A 19,524-nucleotide genomic window follows, 5' to 3' on the forward strand; every position below is an offset into this window, starting at 1 on the left:
ATCTTTTTTCTTCTTTGCTCATACAGCAAAGCTAGAAACAACATAACACTATTCATAGACGTGGACCATAGGGTGGATACGCATCATCGGTAAAGCCATTGGCAATCCTGAGTTGTCCTATATACAGTTTCCTGAAGCACAAGTAAAGCAAACATTTCTAAGCAACGGTTTTTCAGAAGACTTTGCCGATAATCTGATCGAAATGGGAGCTGCAATTAAAACCGGTTTTATGAATTATCAAAAGAGGAACGATCAGGCCACTACGCCAACAACAGCGGAAAGTTTTGTAAATGAAGTTTACCTGCCATTTTATAACAAACAATCCTAATCATGATAGAGGATCTGAATACTGATTCAGTTTTTCTATTTCGACATCCTTGTATCGAAATGATTTACAATACTCAATAAAAGTATCATGAAATTACTTGAAAAAACACAGTTAGAAAACCTAACGTTAAAAAATAAAATGGTAATGTCCGCAATGACTAGAAGCCGGGCAGATATAAACGGTATAATAGGCGATATGACTGTCCAATATTATACCCAAAGAGCTGGTGCGGGGCTAATATTTACAGAAGCTATCCGGATCAGCGAAGACGCGACAGGTAGCCCACTTACGCCTGGTATTTACACGAACAAACAAATCGAAGCTTGGAAAAAAGTCACAAAATCGGTACACGATAAGGGAGGCCTTATTATCGCCCAGCTGTGGCATACAGGCCGTGTTGGGCATTCGGTTGATCGCGAGGGCAGGTTGCCGCTTGCTCCTTCTGCACTACCTATAAAAGGTGCACAACATTTTACCTCACAAGGCCTAAAAGACTATGAAACGCCTCAAGAAATTACCATTGCTGAAATCAAACAAACTATAAGGGACTATGGACAAGCTGCCAGAAATGCCATGGAAGCCGGTTTTGACGGTGTAGAACTTCATGCTGCAAACGGCTATTTACCGAGTCAGTTCTTGGCGGAAAGTGCCAACCAAAGAAGGGATGACTACGGTGGCAGCATCGCAAAAAAAGCCCGTTTCATCTTGGAAGTAATGCATGAATTGATCAGCGCAGTTGGTGGCGATAAGGTTGGAATCAAAATTTCACCTTTTCATCCATATGGCGATATGGTTTTGGATAACCCAGTTGGTACCTACTCATTTTTGATTAAAGAGCTTAACAAATTGGATTTTGCCTATGTTGAATTGATGAGGCGCAGTCCACACTTCCCTTCCCCTTCTCACTATCCGGTAGATGATGAATTAGATTTGTTCGGTAGGATGATACGGCAAACCGTTATTGCTAATGCAGGCTATGACCAAGCCACTGCCGAAGCTGAACTTGAGAAAGGCATAGCTAAACTTGTTTCGTTCGGCACCCTCTTTCTAGCAAATCCTGATCTGCCAAAGCGATTCGAATTAAATGAAGCGCTTAATCAGCCTGACAGGGCAACGATGTTTGGAGGCGGGACACAAGGATATATTGATTATCCATTTCTGAATGAGTAATACAATTTTTTTGTATCACACTGGACGTAAATCTTACAGATAAATTTACCTAAAGCCCTTTTATTCGCTAATCTTTGGCGAATGAAGGGCATTTTACCAGTATTTTTGCTCAAACAACCCTGTTAACCGTTATCATTGTTCTTTAGTCGCTTAATTTCTTTTTTCAGGCTTTGTTGTTCGGTTTGTGACTTGGCCAATTCGAGGGTCCGTTTATAATGGCAGATTGCATTATTGATGTCATTTCCACTGTATAGATATCCCATTAGTTTATGGTAGTAATTGTTTCCGGTTAATCCCAATTTCTTTGCTTCTTCGATAGCCTTCTCGCAGCTGTGGACTTTGGAAACAGCGAACGTTCTATTCAACGCCATATCGGGAGTAGTCAATAACGATTAACTATTATACAGGCAAAAAGTGATGCCATTTGCTTTCGTCTGTTGATATAGCGCCAATAGCTAATGCTGGCTTCAATATGGTTTCGAAACTGCATTTCCGCTGCAGGCATTTATAGTGATTGCCTTTTTTAATCGATTAGTTTTTACTAAATAAAATAGTATTTATCATTGTTTACTAAATATATTAGTAATATATTTGTTGTCCCAAATGTGTAAAGTATGGATGCTATAGAAGATAAACGTGCGATAATAAGCAGGTTGAAAAAGGATATGCTGCTTTGGCAGGGATTCAGACCGCCGGAAATCCACCAGAAGCGTATGGGCCTCGGACCTGTGGAACGGGCATTCCCGAACGGTGTATTTCCAACAGGAAGCGTTCACGAATTTATCAGCATGTCACGCGAGGATGCGGCCGCTTCGAGCGGTTTCATCGGTAGCCTCTTAGCCTCGCTTATGCAGCATGGCGGTGTCTGTCTGTGGATCAGCACGGCAATGGTATTATTTCCGCCATCAGTGAAAGCTTTTGGAGTGGAGCAGCCCGATCGTATACTTTTTGTGCGCATGAACCGGGAGAAAGATGCATTATGGGCAATGGAAGAGGCCCTCAAATGCAGCGGGATTACAGCGGTCATTGCCGAGCTGCATGGATTGGATTTTATGCAATCGCGCCGTCTGCAATTGGCAGTTGAAAAGAGCCGGGTAACAGGTTTTGTGCTCCGCCATCATCCTCATACCATCGATGCTACCGCCTGCACTGCCCGTTGGCGGATAAGGCCCATATCAAGTCATCTGGAAAATGGGATGCCGGGCATGGGATTCCCACGTTGGGAGGTGGAGCTGCTGAAGGTCCGCAATGGCAATCCCGGTAAATGGCAAATAGAATGGTCTGCTGAAGGTTTCGTACCGATAACGGGGGAGGCCCGGCCAAGGGTACCGCTGCAACGGGATCGCAAAATAGGATGAGTTATGAAAAAACGCTTTGCTTCCCTATGGTTTCCACATTTGACTACCGACTGGTTGACCATCCGCAGACCAGCCTTGCAGCATCTTCCCTTTGTCTTTGCTACGCCCGTTTATGGTCGAATGGTCATTAGCGCTGCCAATTCCCCAGCCGAGGCACAAGGCGTTGCCAAGGGCATGGTGGTAGCCGACGCTAAGGCGTTCCTTCCTTCACTCGAAGTAGTCGATGAGCGGCCGGGATTAGCTGGTAAACTGCTCAAGGCCATCGGTTATTGGTGTGTGCGGTTCACGCCTGTGGTGGCTATGGATGAACCGGACGGACTGATTATGGACATTAGTGGCTGCGCCCACCTGTGGGGCGGTGAGTGTGGGTACCTGAAACTTATTGTCACGCGATTAAGGGAGCGTGGCTATGATACGCGCATGGCCATTGCTGATACCATTGGTACAGCTTGGGCGGTGGCACGCTACGGCAAGGTAACACCCATTATTGAAAGCGGCAACCAACTAGAAAGCCTGATGCCGCTGCCACCTTCGGCACTCAGGTTAGCCGAAGATACGGTGGAGCGCTTGCATAAGCTCGGACTGAAAACCATCGGCAGTTTTGCAACCATGCCCCGTTCTGCACTGCGCAGGCGCTTCGGTGACGGCCTCTTATTGCGACTGGGACAGGCTGTGGGCTATGAAGAGGAGTTCATCTTGCCGCTGAAACCTATCGCTCCATATGAAGAGCGCCTGCCGTGCCTGGAGCCTATAAGTACGGATAAAGGGATCGAGATTGCTCTCCAAAAGTTGTTAGATGCGCTATGCAAGCGCTTGTCTGGTGAAGGGAAAGGCTTGCGTGAAGCAATCCTAAAATGTCACCGCCTCGATGGCAGAACGGAACAGATTTCCATCGGCACCAGTCGGGCCACGGCCAATGTGCCACATATCTTCAAGCTCTTTGCCCTGAAAGTACCACAGATTGAACCTGCCTTGGGAATTGAACTGTTTATACTGGAAGCAGCAAAGGTGGAGGATGCCGATCCGGTGCAGGAAGCGATGTGGAGTAGGAAGACAGGCTTGGAGAATACGGAGGTAGCCGAACTGCTGGATAGGCTGAAAAGCCGCGATAGCTCCTGTGAAATTGTTCGCTATCTGCCCGAGGAGCATTATTGGCCGGAACGATCGATTACAGCGGCTTCATCTATTACCGAAAAGCCCGCCTCTAATTGGCAACTAGATAGGCCACGACCTACTCGGTTATTGGCTGTACCAGAACCGATTACGGTAGCGGCGCCTATACCGGATTATCCGCCCATGCTTTTCCGCTATAAGGGCGAGGTGTATCCAATAAAGAAAGCAGACGGGCCCGAACGCATCGAGCGAGAGTGGTGGATGGATGAGGGAGAACACCGGGATTATTATGCTGTGGAGGATGATAAAGGCCGGCGCTATTGGCTGTACCGATCCGGTCATTACGGAGACGACCGTCTCGATAAGTGGTTTCTGCATGGATTTTTCGCATAGTTTATGGGATATACAGAACTACAGGTAACAACAAATTTCAGCTTTCTGCGGGGGGCTTCACACCCCGAGGAGCTGGTGGAGCGGGCTGCTGCTCTGGGCTATGAAGCGTTGGCTATTACGGATCGGAATAGCTTTGCAGGGATTGTTCGTGCACATGTCGCTGCGAAGAAATACGGCGTACGCTTCATTCCCGCCTGCCGTATTGATCTGCTGGACGGACCGAGCCTATTGGCCTATCCAACGGATCGCGAAGCCTATGGACGCTTATCGACCCTACTTACCAAGGGCAACAGGCGTGCAGAAAAAGGGCAATGCCTCCTCTATAAAACCGATGTCTACGAACATAGTAAAGGCATCTTATTCGTTGCGCTACCGCCCGAAAAGTTGACACCTTCTTTTGAATTGGATATGGAATATGCAGGGCATATGAGGGAATATCGGGAAATGCTGGGCGATAGCTTCCACCTCGGCGCTGTACGAAGCTACCGGGGAGACGATGCAAAAATGCTTTTTCGGTTGAACCAGCTATGTGAGCAGCTGAATATGCGTATGGTTGCACTTGGAGATGTGCACTATCATACGCCTGAACGGCGACAATTGCAAGATATCCTGACCTGCATCCGGGAGAAATGTACCATACAGACCGCGGGTTTTCGGCTGCATCCCAATGCGGAGCGTTACCTGAAACCGATTGAGGAGATGAAACGCTTGTTTAGGCCATATCCTGATGCGATTCAGTGCACAGCGGAAATAGCCAATGCCTGTCGCTTTTCGCTGGACCAGCTGGAATATGTGTATCCCGAAGAACTTACTACAGATGGCCGTACACCGCAGGAAGAGCTTGTGCAACTGACATGGGAAGGGGCATGCGAGCGATTTGGCGAAAATATTCCTCAAGCCGTGCGGGAAACGATTGATATGGAGCTGGACTTCATTAAACGGAAAAATTATGCTTCCTATTTCCTGACCGTGCACGACTACGTGCGCTTTGCGCGCGAACGGGGTATCCTCTGCCAAGGGCGTGGATCGGCCGCCAATTCTACAGTTTGCTATTGTCTCGGTATCACCTCGGTGAATCCTGCTAAATTCCGCCTGCTGTTCGCCCGTTTTATGTCGGATGCAAGGGATGAACCACCTGATATCGATGTAGATTTTGAGCATGAACGGCGCGAGGAGGTAATCCAGTATATCTACGAAAAATATGGCCGTCATCGCGCAGCCATTGTGGCGACGGTGACCCAAGTGCGTGCCAAAGGGGCTATACGTGACGTGGCCAAGGCGATGGGACTGTCGTTGGATGTGGTAGGACGCTTATCAGGCGTCATTAGCAGTCATTGGGATGATACACTTGACGAAAAACAGCTGATGGAGCATGGCTTCAATCCCGAAGATCCACATCTCCGGAAAGTGATCGACCTGACCTTTCAATACATGGGATTCCCGCGTCAGCTGGGGCAGCATACGGGTGGATTTGTTATTACCCAAGGTAATCTGCATGAGCTTTGTCCTATTATCAATGCGCGGATGGAAGACCGCACAAACCTGGAGTGGAACAAGGACGATCTAGAAGCGCTCGGCTTTCTGAAGGTGGATGTGCTCGGGTTGGGCATGCTTACCTGTATCCGCAAAGCCTTCACCTTGGCTAAGCAACATTATGAGCAGGACCTTACGTTGGCGAATATAGAACAGGACAACCCGAAGGTATACGAGATGGCCAGCCATGCCGATACCTTAGGCGTATTTCAGATTGAAAGCCGGGCGCAGATGTCCATGTTGCCGCGGTTACGGCCAGAGAAGTTTTACGATCTGGTCATCCAAGTCGCTATTGTGCGGCCCGGCCCAATCCAGGGCGACATGGTGCATCCCTACTTACGTCGTCGCAATCACGAAGAGCCAGCGGATTATCCGTCTAAAGAAATCAAGTATATTCTCAAAAAGACCCTAGGCGTGCCGCTCTTTCAGGAGCAGGCAATGGAAATCGCCATTGTCGCTGCGGGCTTCACTCATGCGGAGGCCGATGAGTTGCGGCGGAGCATGGCTACCTTCAAAGCGAAGGGTCAGGTGTCGGCATTCCGCAAGAAGATGGTAGATGGCATGGTTAAAAAAGGTTATTCCGAGGAGTTTGCGGGTCGGGTGTTCAAACAGCTGGAGGGCTTTGGAAGTTACGGATTCCCAGAAAGTCATGCTCTGTCGTTCGCCCTGCTGGTCTATATTTCCTGCTGGTTAAAGTATCGCTATCCTGACATTTTTGCTGTGGCATTGCTGAACAGCCAACCGATGGGCTTTTACCAGCCGGCGCAGATCGTGATCGATGCCCGCAAGCATGGGGTCGAGGTACGTCCTATTGATGTGAATTATTCAGCATGGGATAACACTTTAGAAGGGGAGGTGGGCAAGCTTCACGCGCTCCGGCTTGGTTTTCGGCAGATCAAGGGCATGGGTGAAGAAGATGCCGATATCTTGGTGCAGTCGAGGGGGCAGGGCTATTCTTCCATTACGGCCTTAGTTGATGCAGGCGTATCACTTGCGGCAATGGAGCGGCTTGCCGATGCCGATGCTTTCCGCTCGTTGAGCATCGACCGCAGACGAGCGCTCTGGGAGATAGCTGCACTGGCGGATAGGCCTGTTGCCTTGTTCGAGGGAGAGCCCTCGGAAACCACCAAGGAAGGGCAGATTCAGTTACCCCTGATGACGTCCGGCGAACAGGTTATCCAAGATTATGCTACCACATCGCTATCCATCAAGGCACACCCCGTTAGTTTTCTACGGGAGAAACTGGATCTGTTACGGGTAACACCCACAGAAAAGCTAGGCGCTATGAAAAACGGCATGTATGTGAAGGTTTGCGGTATGGTTACGGTGAGGCAGCGGCCGGGAACGGCCAAAGGCATTTTGTTTGTTACCATCGAAGACGAAACGGGCTTTGCGAATGTCGTGGTTTGGAGTAAGGTTTTTGATAAGTGCCGCAAAGACATCCTCCGTTCACGGCTGTTGATGGCCGAAGGTCATTTGCAGATTGAGGGTGAGGTTATCCACGTGGTCGCCCAGCGCTGCATCGATGTGTCAAGCCTGTTACAGCAGTTATCAGTGTCGAAGGGCGAAGGTATACAGGACGTATTTTCCAAAGGGAGGAATTTTAAATAGAAATTCGCAGCTCGTCTAAGCCCAAGTCTTTCATAGCAGCCGCGCTATATTTAAGTGCCCATATCAATTACTGCGTAAGTGCAAATTTCTTATCTTGCATATTGATCCAAAGGCGATAATTTAAGAACAATTTATTGCCAATCATGCCTTCAATTCCTATATGCTGCAACTGCGCTTCGATCGCTTGCATCTCTTTGTTTGCTCCATCCATATAAGTAACGCGTTCAATAGCTAAACTTTTTCCTGCAATGCTTATCTCTTCATCGGTAGGATAGGTGTGTGCTGTTAGCGATCCGTACCACGACTGAACGGTATAAACTTGCGGTTGTGTTTGTGGCTGTGCCAGCTGCTTACAGCTTTCTTTGTTCGTGATTAACTCAAATGAACTGGATCCCGAATCGAAATAAAGCAATCGCTGCTTTTCTTGGATGATCCCCGGTAATAGTATTCGGTTACCTAGGAATTCAAAATCTGTCCAATTATCGGGAGCAGCATAGTGTTGAGCCAAGGTGTTTCCAATATGCAGTACTTGTTGTGGATAGTCGATTACGATTAAGTGGTTTTTGATGAAATCGACACCGATCGTACCGATTATATCACCGTTTGCTTCCCCGCCGTTTTCTATAGCTATGTTCTTTGCCGAGATTGTTGTCGTATTGATACCGAGGTTAAAAACATAAAGAGTCGAATCTACCTTTTGCAGAGCTGCTGGATACCTTTCAGCGATCGCCTGCAAAGGTTCGTGATAAAACAATGACGCCTGAGCGCCTAGATCGAATTGCATATAAAGCTGTTTTGGATACGAGTTCAATCCTACCGGAACAAGCATGGCTGCGTAAGGTTCCCATTGGCCATTGATGGTATCGCCTCGCCAAATAAAAGTGGTTCGGCAGGATTGTTCTGGACTTAGATACAGTTGTGCTTTCGTATATCCGATACCCAAAATCCAAACGATCAACAATAGCAATGATCGCGAGAAAAGTAAACACAAAATTTTCATGACGTGTGATTTGATCCCGCTAATATAAGTTTAAGGACGTCTGTGCGCACCCGACATTTTCCCGACATTTAGGTATAAGGCCGATGTAGCGCTTTATTTAAACCTTTTATGCGAAGTATATAAAGGCTTATAACCACCGTATTAATCAAATACATTGTAAAGATAATCCACGTATAATCCACTAAATAATGATGATTGCCGATATAACGTACCTGAAGAGTATTGTAAATCAGTGAAACGGACAAGAACAGATGTAGGCATATCACCCAATAGATTTGAATTTTAATTAAACGTTTGCCAAGAGCAAGGTGGCCCGTGTTCAGTCCTTGCCGCTTTCTGATAAAATAGGCAGGCAATAAAAAATGGATATATGGTATTACAATAAAACTGAAGCATGATAAACACAGCGTCTGTAAAAAATCCGTATCATTTTCAAGTTGTGAGAAGCCATTGGTAGACGAGACAAGAAGACTCGTTGTCGTTACTGTTTGGGAAATAGAAACTGATTGTTCGTCCGCTGTTGATGAGAGGGTGGGGCTATTCGATAAGAGTGCTTGATAAGGGATGTCCAGCGCACTTGCAATAGCTTTTAAAGTATACTTTCTAGGTGCACCGGTTCCTTTCTCAATTCGTTGGATCGTGCGGACATTAACCTTTGCTATCTCCGCCAGCTCTTCCTGCGTGATTCCTAACCGGTTTCGTGCTTCGATAATTTTATCTTGCAGTTTCATTGTTTTCCATATCTTACTTAGCGTATAACGGGTGTTTTTAAAGGGTTCCGTTTGATCTCTTAAGATATTATATTTTTGTTTTCATATCAATATCACTGTACTGAATTCTCTAAAAAATCAACGAATTCGCCACAGTTCTTAGCGCTGGCTTCTTTCCTTAATTAGGCAGACGGGCAATAATATCACATGCTCACGTTATAATATATAGATACATTTATTAAAATATTGAAAAATGAAGGCATTTAAGAGAATGAAAAGAACGTACGGTATGGCTTTTGGTACATTGGCATTGCTATGGACTGTTTTAGCCAATTCGGTTGTATATGGCCAAGCGCCTGCTCAAATGCAAGCTGCACAACAGGTAAAAGAAGATTTTAACGAAGAGGAGCTCGATCGTTTCCTCAATGCCAATGAAAAAATAGCGGCTATACAAATAGAGGCGCAAGGCGAGATGGTGAAAATCATTGAGAAGGAAGGTATGTCGGTAGAAAAATTCAATGCGATAGCAGAAGCACAGCAAAAGGCAGATAGTGCTGCGGCCAAGCAAGACCCAAAGGATGTAGCTGTATTCGAAAAGGCGGCGGAACAGATTTACGGTATGCAGCAGGGACTGGAAGGGGAGATGAACAAGGCGGTTGAGGAAGAAGGCTTAAAGGTAGAAACCTATATGCAGATTGCTCAAGCCTATCAGCAAAGTGAGAAGGTCCGCGGGATGTTAGATAAGAAAATGAAGGAAAAGCAAGTTGAAGGGGGGCAGGTCGAACAGCAATAGTATAACCAGCCGTAAAGCACAATGAAAACAGAAAGGGGTAGTCTCATTGCAGACTGCCCCTTTCTGTTTTTACTGAACGCCCGTCAGAACGTTCGCGCGATCAGTACCATTAACAGGCCATCAAAGAAGATAAAAAGATTCCGGCACTAACGGTGAAGGTGCTTTCTCTTCCTTCAGTAAGTTACAGGTGTTAATATGAATCGTTCGCGCAACAGCAGTAACCGGCGTATCGGTCGGACGGTTGTCAAAAGGATCCTGTAAATGCGTTGCGGTTCTTTCAAGCAGTAAGAAACAGCAGGAAATAACTACCAGCAGAGGTATTTCGTATATGCTGTCGATTTCACCGAGTGAAATCGACAAGGTGACAACGAAGACGTAAATCATGAAGTGAAGAAACAAACGGTAAGTAACCGGAAATACCGTGTTCTTTATTCGTTCTGCCATCCCCATGGCGTCTGAAAACTTAACCAAGGTCGTATTCAACTGAACATGGTAAAATTCCGTCAAATGTCCCTCGGCCTTTAAATCGGCAATTTGATGAGCATTCATTTGCAACAGCGCCAAAGGCTTATTGCTGTGGGCATCCATTTCACGCATATCTTCCTCGTCAATTAAGCCTTCGATGTTTTCTTTCGGATCTAAACCACGGAGGTTTTGCCCTAAACTATAACACCATGCAACGTGCCGGAGAGCGATCTGCCGAATGGCTAATTGTTGTTCTTGACTCACAAAAGACTGCAATTGAAGAACCAAACTCCTACTGTCGTTCACAATAGCTCCCCAGATTTTACGAGCTTCCCACCAGCGGTCGTATGACTGGTTCAGGTTGAAAGACAATAAAACAGAGATGGCGGTTCCAATAAAAGTTGGTATAGCTATGGGCATTTGGGGAATCACGTCGATGAAGTATTTAGCCACAGCTTTAACAATCAGGCCTATGATAATAACATAAACCATTTGTAAACGAATTTTTTTGAATATGTAGCCGATTGGTATTTTCGTATTCGTAAGCATTTTCTAATGTTATGTTTAAGTACCTTATAGAAACTCCTAGAGCCGTATTATGGTTTGCCCTAAGCCCTAACATAATAGGTGTTTTTTATTAGAATAGCATTAGAACAAATGAGGGCGTCAATCGTCGGAAAGTTATAAGGCGACTAAATCTTACCGTTTTAAGTTCTTGAGTGTGAAGTTTTGTGCAAGCCTATAAAGGATGTGTGACAGGTAAATTGCTCGAAATTATCGGTTTGGCGAACATAATAGAACCGATAAATCAAGTTGGCCCGTACGACCTCCGATACCATAGGTAAGTTGGTTCCCTATAAATCCTGAATTGTAAAAATCGTGATACCACAGCTGTTAATTGTTACAAACAATTTTAGTGATAGTGAGTTGTATAGAGTATTCTCAGACAAAGATTCGCTAATAGTATTTGGCTAACAAAATAAACAACTATGAAAAAGAATGGCACGGGTACAGAACCCAAATTTAGAACAAAAACATCTGTCACAGCAGAACCAGCCTTGAAGGAATTATTTTTGGATAGCATCATGGATATCTACTGGGCAGAAAACCACTTGGTCAAAAACCTTCCTAAAATGGCAAAGGAGTCTACCTCTACAAAACTAGTAACCGCAATAGAAAGCCATTTAAAGGAAACGATAGAGCATGTAGCCCGGCTCGAACAGATTTTTAACTTACTCGGCGAAAAGGCTATCGCTAAAAAATGTGACGCCATGGAAGGACTCACAAAAGAGGCAGAAGGTATTATCAATAGCACCGAAGCGAAAACAGCAACGCGGGATGTCGGTATTATTTTAGCCGCACAAAAAGTAGAGCATTATGAAATAGCTACCTATGGCGGGCTCTACCAGTTGGCGGTAACTTTAGGGTTGGACGATGTTGCCGAGCTGCTCGAACAGACTCTAATTGAAGAAAAGGCGGCAGATCAACTATTGACTGACGTAGCGGAAAACGATGTAAACTACGAAGCTGCTGATGAAGCGTAAAAAACTAAACACATGGCTAAACAAAATATAAACAAAAACGTAGATCAAGTCGACAACAAAAAGCTCGAAAATCTCGAACCTGACAAGGAGCAAAGTGCGGGAGAATTGATGACAACCAATCAGGGAGTAAAGGTCAACGATGATCAGAACTCACTTCGAAGTGGGGAGCGTGGTGCCACCTTGATGGAAGATTTCATACTACGCGAAAAGATAACGCATTTTGATCATGAACGCATACCCGAACGTATAGTGCATGCCCGTGGATCGGGTGCACACGGCGTATTTAAGTTGTACGAACCTTTGAGCGAATATACTAAAGCTCATTTTTTAAACGACACAAGCACTGAAACGCCTGTTTTTGTGCGTTTCTCCACAGTTGCAGGTTCAAGGGGATCGACGGATCTAGCTAGGGATGTTCGTGGATTCGCTGTTAAATTTTACACGCAGGAGGGCAACTTTGACTTGGTAGGCAATAACATGCCGGTGTTTTTTATTCAGGATGCCGTCAAGTTTCCTGATTTGATACATGCCGTTAAACCCGAGCCGGATAATGAAATACCGCAGGCAGCCTCGGCACACGATACTTTTTGGGACTTTATCTCGCTGATGCCCGAATCGGCGCATATGATCATGTGGCTCATGAGCGACCGTGCCATTCCGCGCAGCTATCGTATGATGGAAGGCTTTGGCGTGCATACGTTTCGCTTTATCAATGATAAGGGGGAATCCCATTTTGTAAAGTTCCATTGGAAACCTTTATTGGGCGTACATTCGGTGGCTTGGGATGAAGCACAAAATATCTCAGGTAAAGATCCCGATTTTCATCGTCGTGATCTGTGGGACGCGATCGAAAGCGGCGCCTTTCCGGAGTGGGAGCTTGGCGTACAGATTGTTCCCGAGGCAGATGAATTCAAGTTTGACTTCGATCTATTAGACTCCACCAAAATAATTCCGGAAGAGTTGGTGCCTGTAAGGCGGGTAGGTAAGCTGACGCTGAATCGCAATCCGGACAACTTTTTCGCTGAAACGGAGCAAGCTGCTTTTCATATCGGACACGTCGTACCCGGTATTGACTTTACCAATGACCCGCTGCTCCAAGGAAGGCTGTTCTCTTATACCGATACGCAATTGATCCGATTGGGTGGGCCAAATTTCCACGAAATTCCTATCAATCGGCCTATCGTGCCGATCCATAACAATCAACGGGATGGTTATATGCGACAGCAGATAAACAAAGGTAAATCGAGCTACAACCCTAATTCCCTGGGAAACGGAGATCCTGCGCAAGCGAAGGTCGCCGAAGGTGGCTTTTCCAGTTATCAAGAGCGCATAGACGCAAAAAAGGTGCGGGCCAGAAGCAAGAGTTTCTTCGATCACTTCAGTCAGGCACGCCTGTTTTTTAACAGTCAGTCCGATCCGGAAAAAAACCATATGATCGATGCCTTTTCTTTTGAACTGGGCAAGGTGAAAACCGTTGCAGTGCGGCAAAGAATGATCGGTATTCTGTCCCTTATCGATAAAGGGCTCGCCTCTGAAGTTGCTTATGCGCTCGGTTTGCCGGTGCCTCAAGAACCCGAACAGCCGATTAATCACAGTATACCTGCGGACGGCAACCCGGCGGACTATCAACCCATACAGGTTGAATCTTCGTTGGCGCGTTCTGAAGCCTTGAGCATGAAGAATACCATTAAAGATAGTATAGTGTCGCGGAAAATAGCTTTTCTGGTAGCCGATGGGGTAGACGAACAGGCCGTAAATACGGTAAAGGAATCACTGATGTCGGAAGGCGCGGTGATCCACGTCATAGCGCCGCGACTTAATGCGGTTATTGGTCAGGGCGGTGAGGAAGTACCGGTAGATGAAAGCTTTTTAACGGCGGCTTCCGTTTTATACGATGCGGTTTACGTCCCCGGCGGCACGAACAGCGTGGCTACCTTGGAAGCCGAGGCAAATGCTGTTCACTTCCTCAATGAAGCTTTTAAGCATTGCAAAGCCATTGCAGCAGATGAACAGGCGTTACAGGTGTTAGAAGCTACCTATTTTGCTAATAAGCTACCTTCAGAGTTTTCTGAGGAAACGGCGTTAATGGAGGGGATTGTGGTGGATGCCGACCAAAAGAAGCTGGCAAAGCAGTTTATAAAGGCTGTTGCCATGCACCGGTTCTGGGAGCGGGAGAAACCACGACTAGTACCCGCATAAATTTATAGGTTTTAAATTTAAATAAAATAAGGTCTCTGATTGATTTAGAGACCTTATTTCGTTTATCCTTTATTTTTAACAGCCTCAACTTATCCACCTAACCGGGGATATATTTTTCGATCATGGCGATCGCTTCTTCATTTCCCTGTTGGGCAGCGAGGTCAAGTACCGTTAACCCCCGTACCTCCCGGACGCTTATATCTGCTCCGCGTTTAAGTAATAAATCAACTAAGTTATTTCTTCCGAACATAGCGGCAAACATAATGGCCGTCCCGCCATTACCATGCTGCAGATTTAAGTCTGCACCGTAGTCTACTAAAAGTTCGGCAATATCGGGATAGCCTTTAAAGGCCACGCCCATCAAGGCTGTATTTCCCCCGTAATCTTGGGCATTTACATCGGCGCCGGCATCAAGCAATAGTTTTGCTGCCTCGTATTGATTGTTATAGCAAGCTATGATGAGCGGCGTATAGCCCTTTCCGTCTCGTTCGTCTAAATTTATGCCATTGTCGATCAGCTCTTGTAACTGCTGCGTGTTTCCTGTTCGTGCTGCATTGATAAGCGTATTAATTAAATCATTCATTTGCTTTACATTTTAAATTTGGGCTTATTACGACTCATCTGTCAATGAATGGTGACGCATATGAGTATAACTGATAACGCTTGCTTCATGTGAATGTTTGCCCGCTCGGCTACTATTTACATTGGCCAAAGCCTTTCCAACGGTATAAAAAAATTGAATCGGGAGCATTAATTCAGTTAAACGCCTGCCTCAACTCCAATGGCGAAATGTCAGTTTTCTTCTTAAACAGTTTATTGAATGATTGCGGATATTCAAAACCCAATTGATAAGCGATTTCTTTTACGGAAAGATTCGTTGTAGAAAGCAGTTCTTTCGCTTTTTCTATCAGTTTATTATGGATGTGCTGTTGCGTGTTCTGCCCGGTAGTGCTTCTGAGCATGTCGCTTAAGTAATCCACGGAAACACCCATTTGTTTCGCGACATATTGAACGCTTGGCAAACCCGACAATGATAGTTCTTTATCGAAATAATCACCAAGCAATTGTTCCAAACGAACTAATATCTCTTCGTTTGCCGGTTTTCGTGTAATGAACTGCCTATTGTAAAAACGGTTGGAATAGTTAAGCAATAGATCCAGATGCGAAACAATAATATCTTGGCTGAACGTATCTATATTTGACTTCAGTTCCTGTCCGATTTGTTTTATCAATGTGGTAACGATCGTCATTTCGGAATCGGATAAATGCAAAGCTTCAGACAGATTATAAGAGAAAAATCCATAATCTTTTATGTTTTTTGCGAGCGGATGGCTCTGTATCAGATCAGCTTTGAAAAATAGGGCGAATCCTCTTGTTTGATAGTCGTCGGTTTCCAGAATACTGAAAACCTGGCCAGGTTTGGTGAACACCATCACGCCCTCATTGAAATCGAACAATCGTTGTCCGTATTTCATTTTGCATCTATTGCCCGTCTTAACGGAAATACAATAAAAATCCTGGTAGAAATGCTTCCATATTTCCTTATTCCGCTTATAATCGAACAAGCTTACATCGGTTACGCTTATCAAGGGGTTGTGCGGCTTAGGAAGATCGAACAACTCGTGTAATTCCGAAATCGACTGGATTTTATAGGGGACGTTTCTTTTCATTATTACAAATTTATTTAATTTTCTCGCAGATATACCACCTGAGCTTTCGTACACCTACGAGCGAATGACTACAACGTTGCCATATCGATAACAAAGCGGTAACGGACATTGCCTTTTTCCATTCTTTCAAAGGCGCTTTGAATATCTTTGATGTCAATCAGTTCAATTTCTGAAACGATATTGTGCTCCGCACAAAAATCGAGCATTTCCTGAACTTCCTGCAAGCCACCGTGCCCGGATCCGGTAATCACTTTATTGCCCACTACCACAGAAAAGGAGGAAATTTCCCAAGGTTTTGACGGTAATCCCACATTGATATATACGCCATTTGTACGTAAAACCCCAATTAAAGGATTGATATCGTGATTGGCAGATACTGTGTCGAGCACAAAATCAAAGCTATGAAAAACGGACTTCATCTGTTCCTCATCTTTAGTCACCACAAAATGGTGAGCGCCCAACGTTTTTGCCGCTTCTTCTTTATCGGGAGACGTGCTAAAAACAGTGACTTCCGCTCCTAAAGCAACACCAAATTTTACTGCCATATGCCCCAGCCCGCCCAAACCGACAACGCCCAGTTTGTGTCCTTTTCCAACTTTCCAACGGTTCAATGGCGAATAAGTCGTAACACCTGCACAGAGCAAAGGTGCTGTTGCTGCTAGGTCCAGTTTTTCGGAGATACGGAACACATATTCTTCATCTACGACAATGGTATTGGAGTACCCGCCGTAAGTTGGCTGTCCGTTTCTGTCCAGATTATTATAAGTCTGCACTCCTTGCGCACAAAACTGTTCATGCCCGTGTTTGCAATCTTCACATTCCCCACATGAATCAACATAAGTTCCCACACCCGCCAGATCGCCGACCTTGAACTTGTTTGCTTGTTCGCCCGCGGCTGTAATTCTGCCTACAATTTCGTGTCCCGGAACCATGGGGAAAATTCCCGGATACCATTCATTTTTGATGTTATGAATGTCAGAGTGGCACACGCCGCAATACATGATTTCAATCTGCACATCATGTGCGCCTAGTTCACGTCTCTCAAAATTCCACGGAGCTAACTTTTCGTTTACTGCTGGTGCTGCATATCCTCTTACCTGTATCATATTGTTTTCTTTTCTACGAGGCAAAGCTCGGTCAAACCCGACAGATAAAAGTTGCCAAAACCGAGGAATGTGTGTCCAAAAGCTTGTACCGCAAGCGATATAATGGTCTACCTTATTTATATCTCGCAAAATGAAAAAACAAGCTGCGTCGCCCTCTGGGCTTTTAAGAAAATTGTACTCATAATTTAAGAAGCCATGAAAAATAAAATTTTAGTCTTGTTTTGGCTTGCAATATTTTGCAAATTTGCAAAATATTGCAAGCCAAAACAAGGTGGTGTTGTAAAGAGAAATTGCGGGTTTTTAAACTTCTATGAGAAACTATAAGCTCCTGTAATAGACGGTTGGGAAAAGATGTTCCGTAATAATGAAGTGGTGCTATGATAAAAGAAGAGCGTTTCGAAATAATTTTAAAACTTTTGGAAAAAGAAGTTAAGGTAAGCTATGAAAAATTGGCCGAGCTGCTTTCTGTTTCAGAGGATACCGTCCGGAGGGATGTAGATAACCTCTACCGCAATGGGCTGCTATCAAAGGTCAAGGGCGGTGCCATGTTACGGAGTAAGGATCCACTTTCCTTTCAGGATCGAAGTCTTTTCTCGACAGATGAAAAATCTGCCATCGCCCTAAAGGCCTTGAAATTTATAAAAAACGGACAAACTCTTTTTATGGATGGGGGAACGACGATCTGTGCCATTGCAAAAGTTCTTCCTCGGGACATTGCTGTTCGGATAGTAACCAATAACATGGAGCTTATTCCTATCCTAAAACAATTTCCAAATGTGGAACTGGTCGTTCTCGGCGGAATTTATCATTTGGAAACAGCAATTACAACTGGGGCACAAACCGTTACGGAGGCATCACAGTTTATCGCCAATGTTTATTTTATGGGAACCTGTGCTGTTGACTATCAATTCGGTGTTTCGGCTACGGTTAAAGCCGATTGTGATGTTAAGCGGGCCATGATTGCTTCTTCACGAAAGACAATAGTATTGGCCGATAGCAATAAACTTCGTAAGACCGAACCATTCAAAGCAGCAAATATGAGTGAAATAGATATACTCATTTCCGACATTCCGAGTGACCATGATGAGCTGAAGGAATTCAGAAATCTGGACATCCAATTAGTATAAGTGCATATTGATAAAACCAAAATAGTAAAAGAACCGCTTCTTTTCAGTCTCGGGTTTTTACTAATATAAAAAGTTAAACAATGAGAATAGATCACGTGGCAATCTGGGTAAAAGATCTGGAAATATCAAGAAACTTTTACAGCAAATATTTTAACATGAAAAGTAACGAAAGATACAATAATCCAAGAAAATCTTTCTGCTCCTACTTTCTGTCTTTTGAAGAAAACAATACGACCCGTATAGAACTTATGCAACGACCTGATGTTTTGGAGAACAAATTTGACGATAGAGGCATGGTGTATGGCCTTGCCCACCTCGCCATTTCAGTTGGCAGTAAGAATGAAGTTGATAGACTTACCGAATTGCTAAGATCGGATGGTTATAGAGTTGTAGGAGAACCCCGAACAACAGGTGACGGCTATTATGAAAGCGTTATTGCGGATTGTGACGGTAATTGGATAGAAATTACAGCGTAGTAAATTACAGTCTGTGATACATGCAATCCCTAGAACTACGCATGCACTCAATTAGCTTGCCTGCCGGCTACGGATTTTTAAGCCTAGCTAAATCTATTAAAGGGACAATTAACTGCAATATTTTTAGATAGGCTTAGCTTCCCTTAACTTTTCAAGCTCTTCGATCAATTTTTTGCTTGTTAGTTCTGCAGTGGCATCGTATATGTTGAAATTTTGGTCGATAATGATTGTTCTCGGCACGGAAGAAAGCGAATAGGCCGAAAGCCGGGCACGGTCAATTAAATAGTTATGACCATTCAGTTTAAGCTCTTTAACCGACCTCTCCCAAGCCTGCGAATTATCATCTATCGACAAAGAAATCAATACAATATCCTCTTTTTCCTTAAAGTGATCCTGTAAGGCCTGAAATATAGGCATCTGTTTTTTGCATGGGCCGCACCAGGAGGCCCATACGTCAATTAGTATCACTTTACCTTTGAAATGGCTGAGCTTGACGGCTTCATTAGTTAATGATTTCATTTCAAAATCGGTGGCAGTGTTTCCTTTAAAAACCTGGCTGACCTTATTGATCTTATTGTTTAAAGCAAATCTATAGTTGGGATTCTCCAGAAGGGCAATTTCTGCTTTTAAGCTGTCGTTTTCAGCTTTTATTGACTCGAGCTCATTGCTGATTTTTGCCGCTTTCAGGTAATCATTAAACGGGTTTTCTGATGCAATATATTTTCTGCGAAGTAATTCGGGAAGGATGTTTCTAAAAACCTGAAGTTTCAAATTTGATTTATACGAAAAGTCCTGGGCGTACTCGGCAAAATATTTATCTGCTACGGTGTCTACCATATTGGTTATCTTGTAGTCTTCCCTTAGCTAGCTACATCCAAAACTAAAAAATTCCAATCAGAATTGCTATTGCTATCCTGTTGGAATGTGG

The 19,524-nt window shown here is 44.7% G+C and carries 17 protein-coding genes; 9 read left to right on the forward strand and 8 right to left on the reverse strand.

Features of this window, described 5'->3' with window-relative positions:
- Positions 1–415 precede the first annotated feature (415 nt).
- Entirely contained in the window at positions 416–1,498 is a 1,083-nt protein-coding gene (locus EPX21_RS11465) for an alkene reductase (protein WP_134089833.1), read from the forward strand.
- A 122-nt stretch (positions 1,499–1,620) separates the two neighbouring features.
- Here the strand turns inward: EPX21_RS11465 and EPX21_RS11470 are convergent, their stop codons facing one another.
- Positions 1,621–1,869, reverse strand: coding sequence for a hypothetical protein (locus EPX21_RS11470; protein WP_134089834.1), 249 nt, complete (start codon positions 1,867–1,869; stop codon positions 1,621–1,623).
- A 243-nt stretch (positions 1,870–2,112) separates the two neighbouring features.
- Between EPX21_RS11470 and EPX21_RS11475 the strand changes: the two genes are divergently transcribed.
- Genes EPX21_RS11475 through EPX21_RS11485 form a run of 3 tightly spaced genes read left to right on the forward strand, consistent with a single transcriptional unit; the run spans position 2,113 to position 7,506 of the window.
- The gene (locus tag EPX21_RS11475; protein WP_134089835.1) at positions 2,113–2,856 is read left to right on the forward strand and encodes an ImuA family protein; all 744 of its coding nucleotides are present in this window, start codon (positions 2,113–2,115) and stop codon (positions 2,854–2,856) included.
- A 3-nt stretch (positions 2,857–2,859) separates the two neighbouring features.
- Entirely contained in the window at positions 2,860–4,362 is a 1,503-nt protein-coding gene (locus EPX21_RS11480) for a DNA polymerase Y family protein (protein ID WP_134089836.1), read from the forward strand.
- A 3-nt stretch (positions 4,363–4,365) separates the two neighbouring features.
- Positions 4,366–7,506: an error-prone DNA polymerase gene (locus EPX21_RS11485; RefSeq protein WP_134089837.1), complete on the forward strand. Its 3,141-nt coding sequence runs from the start codon at positions 4,366–4,368 to the stop codon at positions 7,504–7,506.
- 67 nt (positions 7,507–7,573) lie between these two features.
- Here EPX21_RS11485 and EPX21_RS11490 read toward each other — a convergent pair whose 3' ends face one another.
- Together EPX21_RS11490 and EPX21_RS11495 are read right to left on the reverse strand one after the other, a co-directional pair.
- Positions 7,574–8,506 carry a hypothetical protein gene (locus EPX21_RS11490; protein ID WP_134089838.1) on the reverse strand — a complete coding sequence of 311 codons (933 nt, stop codon included), beginning with the start codon at positions 8,504–8,506 and terminating at the stop codon, positions 7,574–7,576.
- A 68-nt stretch (positions 8,507–8,574) separates the two neighbouring features.
- A complete protein-coding gene (locus tag EPX21_RS11495; protein ID WP_134089839.1) occupies positions 8,575–9,237 on the reverse strand; it encodes a helix-turn-helix transcriptional regulator in 663 nt (220 codons plus the stop codon).
- 232 nt (positions 9,238–9,469) lie between these two features.
- Here EPX21_RS11495 and EPX21_RS11500 point away from each other — a divergent pair, with 232 nt between their 5' ends.
- On the forward strand, positions 9,470–10,009 hold the full coding sequence (locus tag EPX21_RS11500) for a DUF4168 domain-containing protein (protein ID WP_134089840.1): 540 nt from the start codon (positions 9,470–9,472) through the stop codon (positions 10,007–10,009).
- A gap of 120 nt (positions 10,010–10,129) precedes the next feature.
- On the opposite strand, the gene EPX21_RS11505 is transcribed toward EPX21_RS11500, so the two are convergent.
- Positions 10,130–11,023: a bestrophin family protein gene (locus tag EPX21_RS11505; protein WP_134089841.1), complete on the reverse strand. Its 894-nt coding sequence runs from the start codon at positions 11,021–11,023 to the stop codon at positions 10,130–10,132.
- 440 nt (positions 11,024–11,463) lie between these two features.
- Between EPX21_RS11505 and EPX21_RS11510 the strand changes: the two genes are divergently transcribed.
- Complete coding sequence (locus EPX21_RS11510; RefSeq protein WP_134089842.1) at positions 11,464–12,018, forward strand: ferritin-like domain-containing protein; 555 nt, start codon at positions 11,464–11,466, stop codon at positions 12,016–12,018.
- 12 nt (positions 12,019–12,030) lie between these two features.
- Positions 12,031–14,217, forward strand: coding sequence for a catalase (locus EPX21_RS11515; RefSeq protein WP_134089843.1), 2,187 nt, complete (start codon positions 12,031–12,033; stop codon positions 14,215–14,217).
- A gap of 97 nt (positions 14,218–14,314) precedes the next feature.
- Here the strand turns inward: EPX21_RS11515 and EPX21_RS11520 are convergent, their stop codons facing one another.
- The 3 genes from EPX21_RS11520 to EPX21_RS11530 form a co-directional block, all read right to left on the reverse strand.
- Complete coding sequence (locus EPX21_RS11520) at positions 14,315–14,800, reverse strand: ankyrin repeat domain-containing protein (protein WP_134089844.1); 486 nt, start codon at positions 14,798–14,800, stop codon at positions 14,315–14,317.
- A gap of 172 nt (positions 14,801–14,972) precedes the next feature.
- Positions 14,973–15,887 carry an AraC family transcriptional regulator gene (locus tag EPX21_RS11525; RefSeq protein ID WP_134089845.1) on the reverse strand — a complete coding sequence of 305 codons (915 nt, stop codon included), beginning with the start codon at positions 15,885–15,887 and terminating at the stop codon, positions 14,973–14,975.
- A gap of 68 nt (positions 15,888–15,955) precedes the next feature.
- Entirely contained in the window at positions 15,956–16,993 is a 1,038-nt protein-coding gene (locus EPX21_RS11530) for an NAD(P)-dependent alcohol dehydrogenase (RefSeq protein ID WP_134089846.1), read from the reverse strand.
- A 377-nt stretch (positions 16,994–17,370) separates the two neighbouring features.
- Here EPX21_RS11530 and EPX21_RS11535 point away from each other — a divergent pair, with 377 nt between their 5' ends.
- Complete coding sequence (locus EPX21_RS11535; protein ID WP_134089847.1) at positions 17,371–18,120, forward strand: DeoR/GlpR family DNA-binding transcription regulator; 750 nt, start codon at positions 17,371–17,373, stop codon at positions 18,118–18,120.
- Positions 18,121–18,200: 80 nt separating this feature from the next.
- Positions 18,201–18,596, forward strand: coding sequence for a VOC family protein (locus EPX21_RS11540; protein ID WP_134089848.1), 396 nt, complete (start codon positions 18,201–18,203; stop codon positions 18,594–18,596).
- A 123-nt stretch (positions 18,597–18,719) separates the two neighbouring features.
- Here the strand turns inward: EPX21_RS11540 and EPX21_RS11545 are convergent, their stop codons facing one another.
- A complete protein-coding gene (locus tag EPX21_RS11545; protein WP_134089849.1) occupies positions 18,720–19,433 on the reverse strand; it encodes a TlpA disulfide reductase family protein in 714 nt (237 codons plus the stop codon).
- Between the last annotated feature and the right edge of the window lie 91 nt (positions 19,434–19,524).

Source organism: Olivibacter sp. XZL3 (assembly GCF_004368405.1).
Classification (GTDB): domain Bacteria; phylum Bacteroidota; class Bacteroidia; order Sphingobacteriales; family Sphingobacteriaceae; genus Olivibacter.